16 protein-coding genes are annotated in these 18,861 nt (G+C 71.9%); 2 read left to right on the top strand and 14 right to left on the bottom strand.

Annotation, left to right across the window (positions count from 1 at the left end):
- Positions 1-2 precede the first annotated feature (2 nt).
- Entirely contained in the window at positions 3-455 is a 453-nt protein-coding gene (locus tag OG878_RS14945) for an NUDIX hydrolase (RefSeq protein WP_328887258.1), read from the top strand.
- Positions 456-787: 332 nt separating this feature from the next.
- Here the strand turns inward: OG878_RS14945 and OG878_RS14940 are convergent, their stop codons facing one another.
- The 3 genes from OG878_RS14940 to OG878_RS14930 all read right to left on the bottom strand — a co-directional run bounded on the left by OG878_RS14940 (position 788) and on the right by OG878_RS14930 (position 3,954).
- On the bottom strand, positions 788-1,996 hold the full coding sequence (locus OG878_RS14940) for an MFS transporter (RefSeq protein ID WP_443049109.1): 1,209 nt from the start codon (positions 1,994-1,996) through the stop codon (positions 788-790).
- A gap of 225 nt (positions 1,997-2,221) precedes the next feature.
- Entirely contained in the window at positions 2,222-2,941 is a 720-nt protein-coding gene (locus OG878_RS14935; protein WP_328887257.1) for a class F sortase, read from the bottom strand.
- 149 nt (positions 2,942-3,090) lie between these two features.
- Positions 3,091-3,954 (bottom strand): hypothetical protein, encoded by an 864-nt coding sequence (locus tag OG878_RS14930; protein ID WP_328887256.1) that lies wholly within the window; start codon positions 3,952-3,954, stop codon positions 3,091-3,093.
- 590 nt (positions 3,955-4,544) lie between these two features.
- Here OG878_RS14930 and OG878_RS14925 point away from each other — a divergent pair.
- Complete coding sequence (locus OG878_RS14925; protein WP_328887255.1) at positions 4,545-6,593, top strand: translation factor GTPase family protein; 2,049 nt, start codon at positions 4,545-4,547, stop codon at positions 6,591-6,593.
- A gap of 83 nt (positions 6,594-6,676) precedes the next feature.
- Here OG878_RS14925 and OG878_RS14920 read toward each other — a convergent pair whose 3' ends face one another.
- From OG878_RS14920 to OG878_RS14870, 11 genes are all read right to left on the bottom strand, one after another.
- Complete coding sequence (locus OG878_RS14920) at positions 6,677-8,371, bottom strand: IclR family transcriptional regulator domain-containing protein (protein WP_328887254.1); 1,695 nt, start codon at positions 8,369-8,371, stop codon at positions 6,677-6,679.
- A gap of 367 nt (positions 8,372-8,738) precedes the next feature.
- On the bottom strand, positions 8,739-9,917 hold the full coding sequence (locus tag OG878_RS14915; RefSeq protein WP_328887253.1) for a 4-hydroxybenzoate 3-monooxygenase: 1,179 nt from the start codon (positions 9,915-9,917) through the stop codon (positions 8,739-8,741).
- 5 nt (positions 9,918-9,922) lie between these two features.
- Positions 9,923-11,095: a bifunctional 3-oxoadipate enol-lactonase/4-carboxymuconolactone decarboxylase PcaDC gene (pcaDC, locus tag OG878_RS14910; RefSeq protein WP_328887252.1), complete on the bottom strand. Its 1,173-nt coding sequence runs from the start codon at positions 11,093-11,095 to the stop codon at positions 9,923-9,925.
- A gap of 187 nt (positions 11,096-11,282) precedes the next feature.
- Entirely contained in the window at positions 11,283-12,701 is a 1,419-nt protein-coding gene (gene pcaB / locus OG878_RS14905; RefSeq protein WP_328887251.1) for a 3-carboxy-cis,cis-muconate cycloisomerase, read from the bottom strand.
- Positions 12,688-13,254, bottom strand: a complete 567-nt coding sequence (gene pcaG / locus OG878_RS14900) for a protocatechuate 3,4-dioxygenase subunit alpha (RefSeq protein WP_328887250.1) — start codon at positions 13,252-13,254, stop codon at positions 12,688-12,690. Before pcaG ends, pcaB begins: the two co-directional genes overlap by 14 nt.
- Positions 13,254-14,024 carry a protocatechuate 3,4-dioxygenase subunit beta gene (pcaH, locus tag OG878_RS14895; RefSeq protein WP_328887249.1) on the bottom strand — a complete coding sequence of 257 codons (771 nt, stop codon included), beginning with the start codon at positions 14,022-14,024 and terminating at the stop codon, positions 13,254-13,256. Before pcaH ends, pcaG begins: the two co-directional genes overlap by 1 nt.
- A gap of 10 nt (positions 14,025-14,034) precedes the next feature.
- The gene (locus OG878_RS14890; protein WP_328887248.1) at positions 14,035-15,225 is read right to left on the bottom strand and encodes a thiolase family protein; all 1,191 of its coding nucleotides are present in this window, start codon (positions 15,223-15,225) and stop codon (positions 14,035-14,037) included.
- Complete coding sequence (locus OG878_RS14885) at positions 15,222-15,878, bottom strand: CoA transferase subunit B (protein WP_328887247.1); 657 nt, start codon at positions 15,876-15,878, stop codon at positions 15,222-15,224. Before OG878_RS14885 ends, OG878_RS14890 begins: the two co-directional genes overlap by 4 nt.
- Positions 15,878-16,642 carry a CoA transferase subunit A gene (locus tag OG878_RS14880; RefSeq protein ID WP_328887246.1) on the bottom strand — a complete coding sequence of 255 codons (765 nt, stop codon included), beginning with the start codon at positions 16,640-16,642 and terminating at the stop codon, positions 15,878-15,880. The genes OG878_RS14885 and OG878_RS14880 overlap by 1 nt, the downstream gene beginning before the upstream one ends.
- A gap of 223 nt (positions 16,643-16,865) precedes the next feature.
- The gene (locus OG878_RS14875; protein ID WP_328887245.1) at positions 16,866-17,723 is read right to left on the bottom strand and encodes a transglutaminase-like domain-containing protein; all 858 of its coding nucleotides are present in this window, start codon (positions 17,721-17,723) and stop codon (positions 16,866-16,868) included.
- 26 nt (positions 17,724-17,749) lie between these two features.
- Positions 17,750-18,751 carry a GNAT family N-acetyltransferase gene (locus OG878_RS14870; RefSeq protein WP_328887244.1) on the bottom strand — a complete coding sequence of 334 codons (1,002 nt, stop codon included), beginning with the start codon at positions 18,749-18,751 and terminating at the stop codon, positions 17,750-17,752.
- Between the last annotated feature and the right edge of the window lie 110 nt (positions 18,752-18,861).

Genomic DNA, 18,861 nt, shown 5'->3' with positions numbered 1-18,861 from the left:
CCATGGCAGAACCCGTACGCAAGCGCGTCTCGGCGTATGCGCTCGCCACCTCGGACGACGCGCTGCTCCTGACGCGCCTCGCCGGTTCCTCACCGGTCTTCGCGCCCGGGCTGTGGCATCTGCCGGGCGGCGGCATCGACCCCGGGGAGCAGCCGCACGAGGCACTCGCCCGCGAACTGCGCGAGGAGACAGGCCTGGAGCTGCGCGGCGCCCGCCTGGTGGACGCGCGAAGCTACACGGCCCACCGGCTCGGCGTGAGCTGGCACCTGGTGGGGCTCTTTTACGCCATCGAGTTCACCCCCGGTCCGCTCACCGTCACCAAGCCCGACGACACCACCGCCGCGGTCACCTGGATGCCGCTGGCCGGGCTGACGGATTCCGTGCTGTCCCCGGCGGCGGTCGACGGCCTGGCGATGATCCGTGAGCGACAGGGATGCGTGGCGGACGCTCACTGACACGTGGCCGCGCCACCGGCCCCTTCGCGCGCTTGGTCCCGCGCGTACGGCAGTGATGCCCCGCGGGCAAGTGGCGCCGTTCTGGCGGAAGTTGCGCACCGCGACGGCGAGCAGGAGGCTGCCGGGGCTGAAGAGCCGGTACGCGTTGCGGGCCTGTCGCCCCGGGCGACGGGGTCCGCCGCGAAAATTCCGGACCACTCCCTGTACACGGCCCCACTGATGCCTGACGTAAGAGCGAGAACAGCGCCCGCGGCAAGGGAGCGCGGTCGCGAGGGGGTTCACTCCGTGTTGCGGTCGGGGCATGCGCGTGGACGGCCTGCATCGGCGACGGATCACGTCCCCGCCGGCGGCCTGCGCGCAGCGTACGTTCCCGCTCCTGCCGCCAGCAGGATCACGCAGCCCGTGAAGATCAGCCCGGCCGGGCGCAGCCCGAGCCAGGTGGCCATGGCACCGACCCCGACCACCGGCACCGAGATCCCGGCGTAGGCGACGACGAAGAACGCCGAAATGGTGCCGCCACGATGCTGTGCCGGGGCCGCACGGCTGACCAGGGTGAGTGCCGCGCGAAAGGCCAGTCCCTGGCCGCCGCCGCCGCACAGGGCGCCCAGGACGAGCAGGAGCATGGATTCGGCGATGAGTGAGGACGCCACCAGCAGCAGGCCCACGATGAGGACGCCGCACCCCACGGGGAGCGCGAGGCGCGCGCCGATCCGTTGCGTCAGGGACTGCCCGAGGGTCGACGCGAGAAACACGGAGAACACCACGGCGCCGGAGACGGCCAGGTTGTGCACGCCCAGCGTCTGCGCGGCAAAGCTCGGCGCGACCGCCGTGAACAGCCCGAGAAGGGCGAAGCCGGCGAACGCCGCCAGCGAGGCGGGCGTGAACACACCCCGCACCTCGGGAGGCACCGTGATGCCCTGCGGCGTCAGAGGTGGCCATCTCTTCGGCTCCGCCACGGTCTCCGGCAGGAACCAGGTGATCCCGGTGGCCACAGCCACCAGCCCCAGGTGGACCCAGAACGGCAGCATCAGCGGCCAGGGCGTGTACTGCGCCAGGAGGCCGGAGAGCAGTGGCCCACAGCCCAGACCACCCATGTTCGCCGCCGTGGCGGCGAATCCGGCACGCGCCTTCTGCCCGGGACCGGCCAGCTCGATCACGGCTGCTGTAGCCGCGCCGCTCAGCAGGCCGGCCGCGCAGCCGGACAGCACGCGTCCCACGAAGAGCAGAGGCAGACCGCTCTGCAGGAGGAAGCATCCCGCGCTTGCGGCCGACAGGGCCATGGCGCACAGGAGCACGGGTCTGCGGCCGACCTTGTCGGAGTAGTTTCCCGCCACCAGAAGCACGGTGATGACCGCGACGGCGTACACGGCGAAGACCACGGTGACCAACAGCTCGGAGAACCCGATCTGTTCCTGGTAGAGCCCGTACAACGGTGTGGGCAGAGTGGTCCCTGCCATCCCGATGGCGAACACCGCTGCCGCAGCCTGATAGCCCGGCCGCCGACGACCGCCTGCGTTCACTGCGCCCTCGCGAACGATCACCCACGTCACCCTACGAACGGGCCGGGGGAGGCAGCTCCGTCACCGGCCTGGCCAGGACAGATTTCGGCAGCACATCGATGATCGCCTCGTCGATGCCCTTCCGGGCGCCCGGTTCCGACCGTCGGCAGGGCCGGCAGGAGACCGGCAGCGGCGGTGGGATACCGGGCGGCCACACCCGTCACCACTTCTTCAAGGAGCTGGAACGGACGGAGACCGTCCGATGAGTCAGGCGCGCTTCATCGAGTCCAGATGGGCGAACACCACCACGTTGTCCTTGTAGTCCTTCACCTTCCTGTCGTAGTCGCCGCCGCACGTGATCACCCGCAGCTCCGCGTCCGAAGTGTTGGCGTACACCTTCTGGTTGGGGAATTTCGCCTTGCTGAACTTCTCGACGCTGTCGACCTTGAACGTGGCGACGCTGTCGTCCGCCCGGGTGATGACGACCGTGGATCCGGGCTTGAGGAACTGGAGCTGGAGGAAGACCGCAGGTCCGGTCTTCGTGTCGACGTGGCCGGCGACGATCGACGAGCCGCGCTCACCGGGCGTGGCACCGTTCTTGTACCAGCCGACCAGGTTCTTGTCGTTCGGCGGCGGGGCGTTGAGCTGACCGCTGGCGGAGAGGGTCAGCGGGGTGAAGGGGGCGTCGACCGCGATCGACGGGATCTGGATGCGCTTCGGCGCGGAACGCGGCATGGCCAGCCCCGTCGGGCTGGGAGAGGCGTCAGCCGACGGGGCGGGAGGGGGAGCAGGGGGAGCAGGTGCGGGCATTGCGGGCGCGACCACCGACGGGGCGGCCAGCGGCTTGCTGTCGTCCGACGTACCGAAGGAGTTGAAGATCAGAATCATGCCCAGCCCGGCCGCCGCTGCGGGCCAGAGCAGGGCGCGGCCGATGGCGAAGGAGCCGGGCTGGGATGGGTTGGGGTCGGACGACTGCGGGGCGACCATGGGCGGAAGCCTTTCTTCCATGTGGCGTCAAGTCAGGTGTGGGGTCGGCCGTTCGGCACGTCGGGCGGAGAAACGCAGCCGCCGCGGCCGCCGCCCCGAAGGACAGCGACCGCGACAGATGCGCAACCGGTTCAGGTGGCTCAGGTTGTTCAGGCCACCGCACCGCCCACGACCTGACGGCGGCGCAGCTTGTACGCACCGACACCGAGGCCGCCGACGAGCAGCGCCGAACCGGCGGCCAGGCCGCTGCCGGTCATGGCCGTACCGCCACCGCCGGTGTGGACGCCACCGCGCGGCCTGTCTTCGCTGTTGCCGCCGCGGTCGCCGCCGTAGCCATCGCCGTCGTCGCCGTAGCCCTCGCCGTCGTCGTAACCACCGTCGTCGCCGTAGCCCTCGTCACCGGCCACGACCTTCGCCATGGCACCGCCACCCGTGTGCACGCCGCCGATGGGCTGGCTGCCGTGGCTGCCCTTCTTGTCACCGCAGTGCTTCTCGAGGTAGCCGCTGCCCTTCTTGTCACGGCACTCCTTCTCAGTCGGGCCGCTGCCCTCCTTGTCACCGCCGTGCTTCGCGAGGTAGCCGCTGTCCTCCTCGTCGCCGCCGTCGTAACCACCGTCATCGTCGTAGCCGTCGTCATCGGCCACGACCTTGGCCAGGGCACCGCCACCCGTGCGCATGCCGCCGTTGGGCTGGCTGCCGTGGCCGCCCTTGCCGCCGTGCTTCTCGAGGTAGCCGCTCTCCTTCTTGTCGCCGCCGTGCTTCTCGAGGTGGCCGCTCTCCTTCTTGTCACCGCCGTGCTTCTCGAGGTAGCCGCTGCTCTCCTCGTTGCCGCCGTAGTCGGAATCGTCTTCGTAGTCGCCGCCGCGGCCGGACTTGCCGCCGTGGTCTTCGCCGTAGGAGGAGGAGGAGCCGCTGCTTCCGTCGGCCACGGCGAGGGCGTAGGCGGAAGGGGAGGTGATGGCGAGGACCGCACTGATAGCGGCCGTAGCGAACAGGGTGCGGGCAGAGCGCATCTGAACACATTCCTTTCGACGCAACTGCGATGAGTGACTGGCTGCCGACTCAAGGTGACGCAGTCTCGACGTGATCCACCGTCGATCGGAATGCCCCGTCGCGCGACCGGGGCGCTCCGCAAGGGAGCTAAGTCGTGGTCTTTTCGGGTGGTAATATGCCCATAATCACCCGTTGGACTGCATTCCCTGCAGTAATGAGGTTTGGGTGTGCCGCACCACCCGTTTGCTGACGGCGCCTCATGGTGACGGGCCGTTCGGCGAGGTCGGGAAACTCGTTGCCGCATGCGCGAACTGGCTTGGCGGTGCGGCTGGTTGAGTGCGTCGGCCGTGCGTGGTCATGTCACCCGACGGGACATGAGGAGCCGGGACCGGCATCGGTTGAGGGCGCCGGACGTCGGCGGGCAGTCGGGCACCCGGCAGTACCGGTCGTGAATCCGGCCCTTAATCGGTTGCCCGGCCGGGCGGTGTCCTGCTGTACTCCCGGAATCAGCTGATCGGCCATTGGCCATCGACCCGGGAGACGGTCATGCGCGGAACTTTCATGTTCATTCAGACGGAATTTGCCACCGATCTCGAGGACATGAAGCTTCGTGCACCTGCTGAACCTGGGAATTCTGGCGCATGTCGACGCCGGTAAAACAAGCCTGACCGAGCGGCTGCTCCACACCGCCGGTGTCATCGACGAGATCGGCAGCGTCGACGACGGAAACACCCGGACCGATTCTCTGGCGCTCGAACGACAGCGCGGCATCACCATCAAATCGGCCGTCGTCTCGTTCGCCATCGACGACATCACGGTCAATCTGATCGACACGCCCGGGCACCCGGACTTCATCGCCGAGGTGGAACGGGTACTGAGTGTGCTCGACGGTGCGGTACTGGTCATCTCTGCCGTGGAGGGTGTGCAGGCGCAGACCCGTGTGCTGATGCGGACCCTGCAACGGCTGCGCATTCCCACGATCGTTTTTGTGAACAAGACCGACCGTGGCGGTGCCCGGTACGCGTCCGTCCTGCGGGCCGTGTCCGAGAAGCTCACCCCCGCCGTGGTCGCGATGGGTTCGGTCGACGGAATCGGTACGCGCGGCGCCCGTTGTGCGCCGTTCGGGGAATCCGACCCCGTCTTCGTCTCCCGGCTGACCGAGCTGCTCGCCGAGCGCGACGATGCTCTCCTCGCCGCATACGTCGACGGCGCGCCGCTTCCGTACAGCAGGCTCCGTGAGGCGCTGGCCGCACAGACCGGGCAGGCGCTCATCCACCCGGTCTTCTTCGGCTCGGCCATCACCGGGGCGGGCGTCGACGCGCTGATCAGCGGGATCAGGGAACTGCTGCCTGCCTCCCGGGGCGACGCCGACGGGCCGGTCTCGGGCACCGTGTTCAAGGTCGAGCGCGGTCCGGCCGGCGAGAAGGTCGCCTACGTCCGGATGTTCTCGGGGGCCGTGCGGACCCGTGACCGGCTGCCGTTCGGCCGGGGCGGCGGACGCGGCGAAAGCGGCGAGCGGGGTGAGCCGGGCAGGCGCGACGAGGCCAAGGTCACCGCCATCAGCGTCTTCGACCAGGGCTCCACGGTCCGCGCCGCGTCGGTCCGTGCGGGGCAGATCGGGAAGCTCTGGGGGCTCGGCGACGTCCGGATCGGCGATGCTGTCGGCGTGGCCGACGCCGGTGCGATCGATCACCTCTTCGCCCCGCCCACGCTCGAATCAGTCGTCGTTCCCTGCCCTCCGGCCGACCGCGGCGAACTGCATTTCGCGCTTGCGCAACTTGCCGAACAGGACCCGCTGATCAATCTGCGCCAGGACGACATCCGGAAGGAAGTGTCCGTATCCCTCTACGGTGAGGTGCAGAAGGAAGTAATTCAGGCGACGCTGGCCGATGAATTCGGTATCGACGTCACTTTCCGCAGGACGACGACCATCTGTCTGGAACGGGTGGTCGGCACCGGATCCGCTTTCGAGGTCGGGGACAAGGATCCCAATCCTTTCCTGGCGACCATCGGCCTGCGCGTCGATCCCGGTCCGATCGGCAGCGGAGTGCAGTACCGGCTGGAGGTGGAACTCGGATCCATGCCGTTCTCACTGATGAGGGCGGTCGAGGAGACGGTCGGGGAGACGCTGCGGCAGGGAATTCACGGCTGGCAGGTCACCGACTGCATCGTCACGATGACGCATTCCGGCTACTGGCCCCGGCAGAGTCATTCCCATGCGGTGTTCGACAAATCGATGTCGAGTACCGCCGGGGACTTCCGCAATCTGACACCTCTGGTCCTGATGACCGCACTGAAACAGGCCGGCACCACGGTGCACGAGCCGATGCACCGGTTCCGGCTGGAGCTTCCGGCGGACACGCTCGGCCCTGCCCTGCCCGTGCTCGCACGGCTGCGGGCCGTGCCGCGGACACCGGCCGTGCAGGGGGCTTCGTGCGTGCTGGAGGGGGAGATTCCGGCAGCTCGGGTCCATGAGCTGCAGCAGCAACTCCCGGCGCTCACCCGTGGGGAGGGCGTTCTGGAGACCGCCTTCGACTCGTACCGGGCGGTCGTCGGCACGGTCCCGGACCGCCCGCGTACGGACCACAACCCGCTCAACCGCAAGGAGTACCTGCTGCACACGGTCCGCAGGATCGCCGGGCAGGGGGAGTCCCGGTAGCCGGTGCCCGGACGGGAGGGGCCGGTCCCGCCCGTGCCGGAGCGGGCGGGCACTGAACTCGTGTGACGGGGCGAGCGGACCGGTCAGGGGATCGGGAGTCCGGCCCGTTCCGTCACGACGGCCAGGTCCTCCTCGATCGCGGCAGCCGCGTCCGTGAGCGATGGCAGCAGTGCGCGCCGCACGTCGTCCGGTGTGCCCCGGCTGGCGTGTGTGGAGACGTTGACCGCGGCGACCACCTGGCCCGCGCGGTCGTGCACCGGCACTGCGATCGACCGCAGCCCCTCCTCCAGCTCCTGGTCCACCAGGGCATGGCCGTCCCGGCGCGCCTGTGCCACGGCCTCGGCAAGTTCGGCGGCGCCGACTCTGGTGAACGGCGTCAGCCGCCGGACCGGGGCGCGGGCCAGCCGCGCGGCCGCCTCCTGCTCGGGCAGACCGGCCAGCAGCACCCGGCCCATGGACGTGGCGTACGCAGGGAAGCGGGTACCTACCGTGATGCTGACGCTCATGATGCGCACGGTGTGCACCCGAGCGACGTACATGATGTCGTCGCCGGCCAGCACGGCGACGGAAGCCGAGTCGTGCACCTGCTCCACCAGCCGGGCCAGGTGGGGCTGTGCGATCTCGGCGAACGCCAGCCGGGAGAGCCGGGCGTAGCCCAGTTCCAGCACCGTGGGCAGCAGGGTGAAGCGGCGCCCGTCGCCGGCAGAGGCCGCGTACCCCAGCTGCTGGAGGGAGAGCAGCGCCCGGCGGGCGGTGGCCCGGGGCAGGCCGGTGGCCTCCGCGGCGCCGGACAGGGTGAGCCCACCGGGTGCGGAGCCCAGGGCGGTGAGCACGGCCAGCCCGCGGGCCAGCGACTGCAGGAACTCCGGGCCCAGCTCCTCCTTGGGGGCTCGGGAGCGGTCCGGGCCGGCGGGCGCGGGCCGCGCGGTGGCCGGTACGGGGGACTCCAGTGCCGCCTCCATCCGCGCCGCGCACCCCCGCAACCGGGGCAGGGCGTGCTCGGCCAGCGACCGGGCACTGTGCCTGCTGGTGTGACTGACCACGCTGAGCGCGCACACCGTGCTGCCGTCGGATGCGTGCACAGGCACGGCGACGGCGACCAGACCGGGCTCGATCAGCTGGTCGTCGACGGCCCAGCCGGCCTTCCGGGCGTCGGCCTCCCGCTGCCGGAAGGCAGCCTCCACCTCGTCGGAGGCCGGGGGTTCCGGACGCGGAGGGACGGCAGGGAAACCGAGGTCACGGGGGTCGTCATGCAGCCGGGTGCGCCATGCCGCACGCTGCTCGGGGCTCCAGTCGGCGGCGAAGAGGACGCCCGGGGCGCAGCGCTCGGCGGGCAGCAGGTCTCCGATCTGGAAGGCCAGTGCCATGGTGCGGCGTCGGGTGGACTGGCTGATGAACCGCACTCCGGCGCCGTCCGGCACCGCGAGGGAGACGGACTCGTCCAGCTCGTCGGCCAACGCGACGGCCAACGGTTCCAGGGTGTCGGGGAGGCCGCAGCAGGCGAGGTAGGCATTGCCCAGCTCCATCAGGCGCGGGGCGAGCACCACGTCGCGGCCGTCCTCGATGCGCAGATAGCCCAGGCGGGTCAGCGTGGTGACGATGCGGTCGACGGTGGAGCGGGCCAGGCCCGTGGTGCGGGCCAGGTCGCCCGGGCGCATCCGCGGCCCGGGGTGGGCGGCCAGGGCACGCAGCACGGCCAGACCGCGCTCCAGCGGCCCGACCGGCTCGCCGCCGGGCGCTGCGGCGTCCGCCCCGGATGCGGTCGCGGCATGCGGCATGCGTCCTCCTCGTCGAAGCTCTGGGATGTCCGGAAACCGTACCGTCGGACGCGCGGTGGCGGCGCGGGGCGGCCGGGCCGCACCACGCGCTCATCCGGGCGACGAGCGAGGGGATCTCCCCCGGGCGCAGGCCGGTGCAGCCTCTCGGTTCGCGTTCGGGGGGCGCCCCCGCTCGGCCGGTTCCTTCATCGGGCGGTGCGCGGTGGCCGGGGGGGAATCGGAGTGCCGGGGGACCTCGGCGAGACGTGAGGAGACCGGCGCCCGGCCCCTGCGCACCGGCGCGGCCGGGTGCCGTCAGGAGCCGGACCGGTCCCGTCCGGACGGAGTGCACCCGCCCCTCGGGCGTACCGCCGCTGCGGGGCGAGACCTATTCGATCGTCAGGCCGGCGTAGTTTCCGGCCAGTTCGGCGGCAGCATGCGCAGAGGCCGCGATGCGGTCGAGCTGGGAGGTCTGGAGCCGGGTTTCGAACGCGCTCTGCTCCGGGTCGGTGTGCAGCGTCGTGGTCATGAAGTACGAGAAGTGCTCCGCGCGCCACACCCGGCGCAGACAGGTGTCCGAGTACGCATCGAGCAGCTCGGTGGAGCCGCTGTCCTTCAGCTGGGCGAAGGCCCGGGCGAGCACGACGACGTCGGAGACGGCAAGGTTGAGTCCCTTCGCACCGGTGGGCGGCACGATGTGCGCGGCGTCGCCGGCCAGGAGGACCCGGCCCCAGCGCATGGGCTCGGTGACGAAGCTGCGCATCGGCAGCACGGCCTTCGAGGTGATGGGGCCGCGTTCGAGCCGCCAGTCGCCGTCGGTCGCGAAACGGGCGGCGAGCTCGTCCCATATCCGTTCGTCGGACCAGTCGGCCGGGTCGGTGCCGTTGGGGACCTGCAGATAGAGCCGGCCGACCGTGGCGGAGCGCATGCTGTGCAGGGCGAAGCCGCGCGGCGAGTGGGCGTAGATCAACTCGTCGCAGGACGGCGGGACGTCGGCCAGGATGCCGAGCCAGGAGTAGGGGTAGACCCGCTCGAAGGTGCGCATGACGCCGTCCGGGACCGCCGAGCGGGTCACCCCGTGGAACCCGTCGCAGCCCACGACGTAGTCGCAGTTGAGGGTCTTGTCACGGCCCTGGTGGGTGTAGTGGATGACGGGCCGGTCCGTGTCGGCCCCGACGACCGCATTCACATGGGCGTCGAACAACAGCGGTGCGCCGTCCGTCATCTGGAGGGCGATCAGATCCTTCACGACCTCGGTCTGGGCGTACACCCACACGCGGCGGCCGCCGGTGAGCGACGGGAAGTCGATGCGGTGCGCCTGGCGATCCCAGCGCAGCTCGATGCCGTCGTGCACCATCCCCTCACGGTCCAGCCGCTCGCCCGCACCGGACTCCCGCAACACGTCGACCGTGCTCTGCTCGAGGATTCCGGCGCGCTGGCGCTGCTCGACGTACGTGCGGTCGCGGCTCTCCAGAACGACGCAGTCGACGCCGGCGTTGTGCAGGAGCCGGGCGAGCAGCAGCCCCGCAGGGCCGCCGCCGATGATGCCGACGGTGGTGTGGTCCATGGTGACTACTTCTCCTCTTCGAGGATGCGGTTCGCGACGGCGAAGGCGGCGTTGGCTGCGGGCACGCCGCAGTAGACGGCCGACTGGAGCAGGACTTCCTGGATCTCCTCGGCGGTGAGACCGTTGCGCAGTGCGGCCCGCACGTGCATGGCCAGTTCCTCGTGGTGGCCGTGGGCCACCAGCGCGGTGAGGGTGATGCAACTGCGGGTCCTGCGGCTCAGTCCGGGACGGGTCCAGATCTCCCCCCACGCGTAGCGGGTGATGAAGTCCTGGAAGCCGGCGGTGAAGTCGGTGGTGCGGGTGATCGCCCGGTCGACGTGCTCGTCGCCGAGTACGGCGCGGCGCACGGCCATGCCGGCGCCGTACCGGGAGGCGTCGTCGGCGGGCGGTGCGGACTCGGCCGCGAAGTGCCCCAGCAGAGCGGCCAGGACGGGCACCGGACGCTCGACACCGGCGAGGTGCGCGGCGTGCGCCACCTCGGTGAGCGCGGCGCCGGGGATGCCGTCGGCCAGCTCCCGGGCGTGCGCGACGGGTGTCGCGGGGTCCTCGCGGCCCGCGACGACCAGGGTCGGTGCGGTGATACGGGACAGCTCGGAACGGATGTCGTAGCCGGCGAGCGCGTCGCAGAGCCCGGCGTAGGCCGCGGGGTCGGTGGCGGACAGGTCGTCGACCATCGCCCGGGCGGCCGGGTCGGCCGCGAAGGACGGGGTGAACCAGCGGGTGGCGGCGGTCTCCGCGACCGGGGCGGTGCCCTTGGCGCGCACCAGCGCCGCGCGGTCCGACCAGCCCTGCGGGTCGCCGAAGTGCGCCGACGAGCAGAGGATCGCGAGCGAGGCGACGCGCTCGGGGTGGTGCACGGCGAGCCAGGTGCCGACGGCGCCGCCGAGCGAGATGCCGGCGTAGGCGAACTCGTCGATTCCGAGCGCGTCGGCGAGGCCGAGGACCAGGCGCCCGAGGCCGGCGACGGAGCCGCCGTCGGGCAGCAGCCCGGCCGGGGACCCGCCGTGGCCGGGCAGGTCCCAGCGCACCACGCGGTGGGCCCGGGCCAGCGACGGGGTCTGCGGGTCCCACACGGCCAGCGAGGTGCCGAGCGAGGGGCCCAGGATCAGCGGCGGGGCGGAGTCCCGGCCGTCCACGCGGTGGTGCAGCAGATGCTGCGCGGGGGCTGAAGTACTCATGCGGTCCTACCTTCTTGCTCGGGATGAGCGGGCCCTTCGCAGGGTCGGCTCACCCGGGGGTCTCCTCGTGCTGGTGGCGCGGGGCCGCCGGCGGGGCTGCGCGACGTTGCTTCGATCCGGCGCCGCGTCAGTGCGGGCGCCGGACGGCGCCGGTGCGCATCGAGCCTCGCGCAGCGGTCACGCTGCGTCAGTTCGGGTCCTGGGCGACGGTGGTGCGGAGCAGGGCGCGGTCCACGAGTGCACCCGCGGAACCCGTGTAGTGCGTCGGGTCGGTCAGCTCGCGCAGCCGGCCCGGGGGGAGGACACCGGCGATGGCGGGCTCCTCCCCGAGGACCTCGGCAAGTTCCCTGCCCTGTTCGACGGCGCGGCGGGAGGCCCGGGAGAGCGCCTGCCTGGCCTCGCCGCGGCCGATCAGCGCCGCGAGCACTGCGGCGAGCCGCTCGCTGATGATCAGGCCGCCGGTGGCGTCGAGGTTGTCCCGCATCCGCTGCGGGTGGACGCGCAGGCCCTCGGCCAGTTCGGCGGCGTCTCGGGCGGCGCCGCCGACGAGGCGCAGGGCCTGGCGCAGGGGCTGCCACTCGGCGTGCCAGGCGCCGGCCGGGCGCTCGTCCTCGGCGGCGAGCGCACCGTAGAGCACGGAGGCGAGGGCGGGGACCTGGCGGGCCGCGGCGGCGATCAGTGTGGCGCGGACCGGGTTGGCCTTGTGCGGCATGGCGGAGGAGCCGCCGCCGGTGCCCTCGCCGAGCTCGCCGGTCTCGGTGCGGGTCAGCAGCAGGACGTCGGCGGCGAGCTTGCCGAGTGCCCCTGCCGTGAAGGCGAGGGCGCCGCCGAGGTCGGCGACCGGGGTGCGCAGGGTGTGCCAGGGCAGGGCGGGTTCGGCCAGACCGGTCTCGGCCGCGTAGCCGGCCAGAAGCTGCAGACCGAGGTCCGTGCCCGGATCCGGGCCGTCGGGTACGCCGTCGGCCTCCGCGAAGGCGTGGAAGGCCGCCAGGGTGCCGGCCGCTCCGCCGAGTTGCACGGGCAGCGCGGCTCGGGCCGCCGCGAGGCGTTCGCGGGCGTCGAGCACCAGCGAGCGCCAGCCGGCGGCCTTGAGACCGAAGGTGGTGGGCACGGCGTGCTGGGTGAGCGTGCGTCCGGCGACCGGAGTGTCCCGGTGCTCGGCGGCCAGCCGCGCCAGGGCGCCGGCTGTGCGCGCGAGGTCGGCGAGGACGGGTTCCAGGGCCCGGGCGGCGACCAGCATGGCGGCCGTGTCCAGGATGTCCTGACTGGTGGCGCCGCGGTGCACATGGGCGGCGGCCTGCGGGTCGTGCGCGGCGGCGACCGCGGTGAGGTCGGCGACGAGTGCGATGACCGGGTTGCCGCCGGAGCGGGCGCGCAGCGCAAGGTCCTGGACGTCGTAGCGGGCGGTCTCGGCGGCCGCCGCCGTGACGGCCCGCGCCGCCGCGGCGGGCACGAGGCCGAGTGCGGCCTGGGCGCGGGTCAGCGCGGCTTCGGCGTCCAGCATCGCGCGGACGTACGCGGCGTCGCCGGTGGCGGCTTCGACCGGTGACCCGGCCTGCCCGGGGGAGAGCAGGCCGAAGTCCCCGGCTTGGTCAGTCGAAGGCAAGGAAGACCGTCTCCTCGTGCTCACCGTCACCCTGCAGACGGATGTCGAAGCGGTGCACGCGTTCCCCGTCCGGTACGGCGAGGAGTGTGGCGCGGCGCTCGGGCTCGAGAACGGCCAGCAGCGGGTCGGCCGCGGTGCCGGCCGCACCCGACAGGTAGATCCGGGTGTGCAGATGGTGCAGCAGGCCGCGGGCGAAGACGATCACCGAGAGGTAGGGGACACCGCCGGGCTGCAGAGTGTGCAGCTCGTAGTGGCCGTCCGCGTCGGTCCCGACGCGGCCGAATCCGGTGAAGCCGACGTCGCTCCGGCCGATGATCGCTCCGGTGACCGGGTCGCGGCGCAGCGAGCCGGGGGCACCGCGGCGGGAGCCGTCGGGGGCGGGCTGCCAGATCTCGATGACGGCGTCGGGGACGGGTGCCCCGGCGCCGTCGTAGACGTACCCGTGGACGGTGAGGGCCTCGGGGTGCCGGGCGGGGGCGATCTCGCCGCCCCTGGCGAAGGGCAGCGCATAGCCGTAGAACGGGCCCACGGTCTGCGACGGGGTGGTGGACATCAGCGGCCCTCCTCGATCCAGGTGGCGGCCGGACCGTCGAGGACGATGTCCCAGCGGTAGCCGAGCGACCATTCGGGGGTGGACAGGTCGTGGTCGTACGTCGCTACGAGCCGCTCGCGGGCGGAGTCGTCGGTGACGGACTGGAGGATGGGGTCGTACGCGAAGAGCGGGTCCCCCGGAAAGTACATCTGGGTGATCAGCCGCTGGGTGAAGGCGTTGCCGAAGAGCGAGAAGTGGATGTGGGCCGGACGCCAGGCGTTGACGTGGTTGCGCCAGGGGTAGGCACCGGGCTTGACGGTGACGAACTCGTACCGGCCCTGGTCGTCGGTCAGGCAGCGGCCGACGCCGGTGAAGTTCGGGTCGAGCGGGGCGGGGTGGTCGTCGCGCTGGTGGGCGTAGCGGCCCGAGGCGTTGGCCTGCCAGACCTCGACCAGCTGGCCGCGCACCGGGCGGCCGTCGCGGTCCAGGACCCGGCCGGTGACCCTCATCCGTTCGCCGAGCGGCTCGCCGTGGTGCTGCCGGGTGAGGTCGTGGTCGAGGGCGGTGACATCGGTGACGCCGAAGACCGGGCCGGACAGTTCCACCGCCTCGGGGTCGTGCAGGGCGACGAGCGGCTTGCCGGGGTGGCGCAGAACGCTGCTGCGGTACGGGGCGTAACCGCGGTCGGGGTGGCTGCGTTCGGGCGCGCCCCCGGCGACGGCCTTGGCGTAGGCCTCGCGCTGCTCGGCGATCTCGGCAGAGATCCGACCTTGGGTCAGGGGGGTGGTCATACGGGGTTTCCTACCTTTCCAGGACCAGGGCGAGGCCCTGTCCGACGCCGATGCAGAGGGCGGCGACGCCGGTTCCGGAGCCCGCGGCGGCGAGCTGGTGGGCGACGGCTCCGGCGATACGGGCACCGGAGGCACCGAGCGGGTGGCCGATGGCGATGGCTCCGCCGCGCGGGTTGACGACGGTGGGGTCGAGGTCGGGCCATTCGGCCAGGCAGCCCAGGGACTGGGCCGCGAAGGCCTCGTTGAGTTCGAACGTGGTCAGGTCGCCGAAGCCGCGGCCGGATCTGGTGAGGGCCTTGCCGACGGCTTCGACGGGGCCGAGGCCGAAGTACTGCGGCTCGACGGCGGTGACGGCCGAGGCGCGGACACGGGCCAGCGGCTCACGGCCGGTGGCCTTCAGGCCCTCCTCGTCCACGAGCAGCAGTGCGGCGGCGCCGTCGTTGAGCGGCGAGGCGTTGCCTGCGGTGACCGTGCCGTCCGGGCGGAAGACGGTCTTCAGCCCGGCCAGCGACTCGGGCGAGGTGTTGTCCCGGATGGTCTCGTCGCGGGTGAGGGCGACGCCTTCGACGGGCACGACCTCACCGTCGTACAGGCCGTTCTTCCAGGCGAGGGCGGCCTTCTCGTGGCTCGCCACGGCGAACGCGTCCTGCTGCTCGCGAGTGATGCCGTACCGGTCGGCGATCAGTTCGGCGCCCTCGCCGAGCGGGACGGTCCACTGCGGCTCCAGGCGCTTGTTGACCATGCGCCAGCCGATCGTGGTGGAGAACAGCTCCTGGTTGCCGGCCGGAAAGGCGCGCTCGGGCTTGGGCAGTACCCAGGGGGCGCGGCTCATCGATTCCACGCCGCCCGCGACGGCGACGGATGCGTCGCCGACCGCGATGGCGCGGGCGGCCTGGACGACGGCTTCGAGGCCGGAGGCGCACAGCCGGTTGACGGTGCTGCCGGGGACGGTGACGGGCAGTCCGGCGAGCAGCACGGCCATCCGGGCGACGTTGCGGTTCTCCTCCCCGGCGCCGTTGGCATTGCCGAAGAAGACGTCGTCGATCCTGGCCGGGTCGAGGTCCGGCGTACGGACCAGCAGGGACCGCAGTACTCCGGCGGCGAGGTCGTCGGGGCGCACCCCGGACAGGGCGCCCCCGTACTTGCCGACCGGGGTGCGGACGGCGTCGACGACGTAGACGTCGCTCAGCTGACGGGTCATCGGGCGCTCCCTTCGAGGGCCGCGGCGATCCGGACCGGGGCGGCCGTCCTGTTCCGGATCTCCTCGGCGGCGACGCCCGGGGCGCACTCCACCAGGACGAGCCCGTCGTCGGTGACGTCCAGGACGCCGAGGTCGGTGATGATGCGGTCCACGCAGGCCCTGCCGGTGAGCGGCAGGGTGCACTCGTCGACGATCTTCGGGCTGCCGTCCTTGGCGGTGTGGGTCATCGTCACGATGACCCGGCGGGCGCCGTGCACCAGGTCCATGGCACCGCCGATGCCGGTGACCATCTTGCCGGGCACGGCCCAGTTGGCGAGGTCGCCGCGGGCGGACACCTGCATGGCGCCGAGCACGGCGGTGTCGATGTGACCGCCGCGGATCATCCCGAAGGAGAGCGCCGAATCGAAGAAGGAGGCGCCGGGCAGGACGGTGACGGTCTCCTTGCCGGCGTTGATCAGATCCGGGTCGACCTCGTCGTCGCAGGGGAACGGGCCGGTGCCGAGGATGCCGTTCTCCGACTCCAGCACGACCTGGACGCCCTCGGGGAGGTGGTTCGGGATCAGCGTGGGCAGCCCGATGCCGAGGTTCACGTACTCGCCGTCGGCAAGCTCGCGGGCCGCGCGGGCGGCCATGTCGTCTCGCGTCCAGGCCATCAGGCCGACACCTCCCTGGTGGTGCGCTTCTCGATCTTCTTGTCAGCGGCCTGTTCGGGAGTGAGCGCCACGACCCGCTGGACGAAGATGCCCGGCAGATGCACCTGGTCCGGGTCGATCTCGCCCGGCTCGACCAGCTCCTCGACCTCGGCGACGGTGATCCGGCCCGCCATGGCGGCCAGCGGGTTGAAGTTGCGGGACGACTTGTTGAAGACCAGGTTGCCGTGCCGGTCACCCCTGGCGGCCCGGACCAGTGCGAAGTCGGTGGTGATACCCCGCTCCAGCACGTACTCGACGCCGTCGAACTCGCGGGTCTCCTTGCGCGGCGATGCCACCGCGACCCCGCCCTCGCCGTCGTAGCGCCACGGCAGTCCGCCGTCGGCGACCTGCGTGCCGACGCCGGCCGGGGTGAAGAAGGCGGGGATGCCGCAGCCTCCGGCGCGCAGCCGCTCGGCGAGCGTGCCCTGGGGGATCAGTTCCACCTCCAGCTCGCCGGCGAGGTACTGCCGGGCGAACTCCTTGTTCGCGCCGATGTAGCTGCCCGTGACGCGGGCGATCCGGCCTGCCGAGAGCAGGACGGCGAGACCGGAGTCCATGGCGCCGCAGTTGTTCGAGACCACGCCCAGTCCGGCGACTCCGGTGTCGTACACGGCCTGGACGAGTGTGTTCGGTACGCCGCTGAGGCCGAAGCCACCGACTGCCAACGACGCTCCGTCGTGGACATCTGCCACGGCCTGTGCGGCCGAGGCGATCACCTTGTCCATCCGCCCGCCTCACGCATGTTGTTCGCCAGATGAACTTAAGTTCATATTTCTCTGCGGATTCTGTTCCCCCGTGAGTGATCCGTCAAGGGTGTCGGCCGGACCGGCGGAAGCGCCCCCGGTGCCGGCCGGGGTTGCGCGGGTGCGTCCAGTGGACTGCGATCTGGCGTGCCCATGTCAAAGCCTGCCTCTTGGGGCCGCCGGCCGCCGGGCCTCGCTGCAGCCCCTAGTTCAGCAACGCCCGCGCCGCCCGCGCACGCCCGCGGATCATCTCCGCCGCCGTCGGCTCCACGGCCCCCACCAGATCCGCGTACTCCTCCATCTCCGCGGCCCCACGCAGGAACTCCCCGCTCTGTACGAGCAGCTGTGCCCGCTCGTACCGCAGCCTCGCCGGGTGCGAAGGCAGCAGCAGCGACAGTTCCACCGCCCACAGCGCCACCCGCGTGCACTCCGGGCGCACCGCCGCCCACGCCCTGATGTTGTTCAGGATCCGCAGCACGATCTCCAGCGGGCGGGCCGGCACCAGCATCGACGGTTCCAGCGCCGCCCCGGTCGCCCCCGTCACCAGCAGTTCCGCGTCCTGGCCGGTCATCGGACGGCCGCCGGCGAACGGGTCGGCCAGTACCCGCTCCGCCGGATCGCCGAACCCGACGACGAAATGACCCGGCAGCGCCACCCCGTACACGGGGGCGCCCGCCCGCCGGGCCACCTCGATCCACACCACCGACAGCAGGATCGGCAGCCCTCGCCGGCGCCGCAGCACGTCGTGCAGCAACGACGACTCCAGCCGCTGGTAATCGGCCGAGGAGCCCGCGAATCCGCACCGCTCACCCAGCAGTTCGGCCAGCGCCGAGGCCCAGGCGCGCCCGCCCCGGATCCCGTACGGAAGCAGGCCCGCCAGCCGGTCCAGTTCGATCTGCGCCGTGTCGATCCCGTCCGTGTCCAGCGCCGGGTCGGCCTCCGCGGCCAGCAGCAGGCAGAGCAGCGCCAGGTCGGGCCGCTCGGCGCGCGCCTCCTCGGCGAACTGCCGTCGCAGCTCGTCCCTCCCCGGGCCCGGCGGGTTCGGGGGATTCGTTGGGTCCATGGGGGACACGTACGTACCTTCCCCGGCTACGCCGACCTGAAGTGGTGATACAGGTGATGCGTCGCGAAACCCATCCGGTCGTAGAGCGCCCGCGCCCGCTCGTTGTCCGCCTCCACCTGCAGCCACGCAGCCGACGCCCCCTCGTCCAGCGCCTGCCGGGCCAGTGCGGTCATCACGGCGGTGGCGAGCCCCTGCCGCCGGTACGCGGCATCGACCTCGACGGCCATGAAGCCCACCCAGCGCCCGTCCACCACGCACCGCCCGATCGCCGCCGGCGGGTCGCCCTCCGTGTCGCCCGGCACGGTGGCGAACCACACCGACGGCCCGCTGCCCAGCACCTTCAGCACATGCGGGCCCGGGGTGTCGAAGCGCTGGTAGCGGGAGAGCCACGTCTCGTCGATCTCCCGGCTCAGCCGCACCCGCGCCACGTCCGCGTCCTGGTCACCGATCGGGGCCAGCGCCGCGATGCGCACCTCGGCCGTCACCTCGCGCCGCCATCCGCGGCGCTCCAGCTCCGCGCACAGCTCCTCCTGCGTGCCCTCGGCGCCGGTCGCGGTCTGGACGTACGCGGGCAGTCCGCGGTCCTCGTACCACCGCTCGACCCGCGCGAGTGCCTCGTCGAGCGGCGTCCCGGGGTCGCCGAGCGGCAGGACGGAGTTGGCGCGCCGGGTGAAGCCCTTCGCGGAGCGCAGCAGCCAGTCGCCGAGGGGCTCGCTCTCCACCGGCTGCCAGGCCCGGGCGCAGACGGGGGCGAGCTCGGCGAAGGTGGCCGCCGGGCCCCGTCGGCGGGCCGGTGCGGACGGTACGACCTTCCCCGCCACCAGCGACGATTGCGGGATGTGGACGGAATCGCCGCTCTTCGGTGTGATCGACAGCACGCCGTCGTCCCATGATGTGAGAACACCTACCGTGTCCGTGAACTGCGACCCGGCCGCACCACTCTCGGAGCGGCGTCGGACTGATACCCGTTTGCCCACGTCAGCGGGTGTAATTCGGACCTCGAGTCGTCCGCCGATGGTGAATTCCACAGCTCTGTCCGCCCCTCCTGTTCGGTTCGTGCCCAGGAACGGAGATACTAGGTGCGGGCATCGACGACGCCGCGCTCCCGCGCGAGAGCCAACGCCCTACCGAGGAGGAA

Origin of the sequence: Streptomyces sp. NBC_00316 (genome assembly GCF_036158715.1) — a bacterium.
Taxonomy (GTDB): domain Bacteria; phylum Actinomycetota; class Actinomycetes; order Streptomycetales; family Streptomycetaceae; genus Streptomyces.
The sequence above is the reverse complement of the archived record's forward strand: the minus strand, read 5'-3'. Positions and strand labels throughout refer to the sequence as shown.

What these genes read in the sequence shown, in the direction of transcription:
- OG878_RS14945 (WP_328887258.1), top strand. Translation starts at nt 3, where the DNA reads ATGGCAGAACCCGTACGCAAGCGCGTCTCGGCGTATGCGCTCGCCACC.
- OG878_RS14935 (WP_328887257.1), bottom strand. Translation starts at nt 2,941, where the DNA reads ATGGTCGCCCCGCAGTCGTCCGACCCCAACCCATCCCAGCCCGGCTCC.
- OG878_RS14930 (WP_328887256.1), bottom strand. Translation starts at nt 3,954, where the DNA reads ATGCGCTCTGCCCGCACCCTGTTCGCTACGGCCGCTATCAGTGCGGTC.
- OG878_RS14920 (WP_328887254.1), bottom strand. Translation starts at nt 8,371, where the DNA reads ATGCCGCATGCCGCGACCGCATCCGGGGCGGACGCCGCAGCGCCCGGC.
- OG878_RS14915 (WP_328887253.1), bottom strand. Translation starts at nt 9,917, where the DNA reads ATGGACCACACCACCGTCGGCATCATCGGCGGCGGCCCTGCGGGGCTG.
- pcaDC (WP_328887252.1), bottom strand. Translation starts at nt 11,095, where the DNA reads ATGAGTACTTCAGCCCCCGCGCAGCATCTGCTGCACCACCGCGTGGAC.
- pcaG (WP_328887250.1), bottom strand. Translation starts at nt 13,254, where the DNA reads ATGTCCACCACCCCGTCGCAGACCGTGGGCCCGTTCTACGGCTATGCG.
- pcaH (WP_328887249.1), bottom strand. Translation starts at nt 14,024, where the DNA reads ATGACCACCCCCCTGACCCAAGGTCGGATCTCTGCCGAGATCGCCGAG.
- OG878_RS14890 (WP_328887248.1), bottom strand. Translation starts at nt 15,225, where the DNA reads ATGACCCGTCAGCTGAGCGACGTCTACGTCGTCGACGCCGTCCGCACC.
- OG878_RS14885 (WP_328887247.1), bottom strand. Translation starts at nt 15,878, where the DNA reads ATGGCCTGGACGCGAGACGACATGGCCGCCCGCGCGGCCCGCGAGCTT.
- OG878_RS14880 (WP_328887246.1), bottom strand. Translation starts at nt 16,642, where the DNA reads ATGGACAAGGTGATCGCCTCGGCCGCACAGGCCGTGGCAGATGTCCAC.
- OG878_RS14875 (WP_328887245.1), bottom strand. Translation starts at nt 17,723, where the DNA reads ATGGACCCAACGAATCCCCCGAACCCGCCGGGCCCGGGGAGGGACGAG.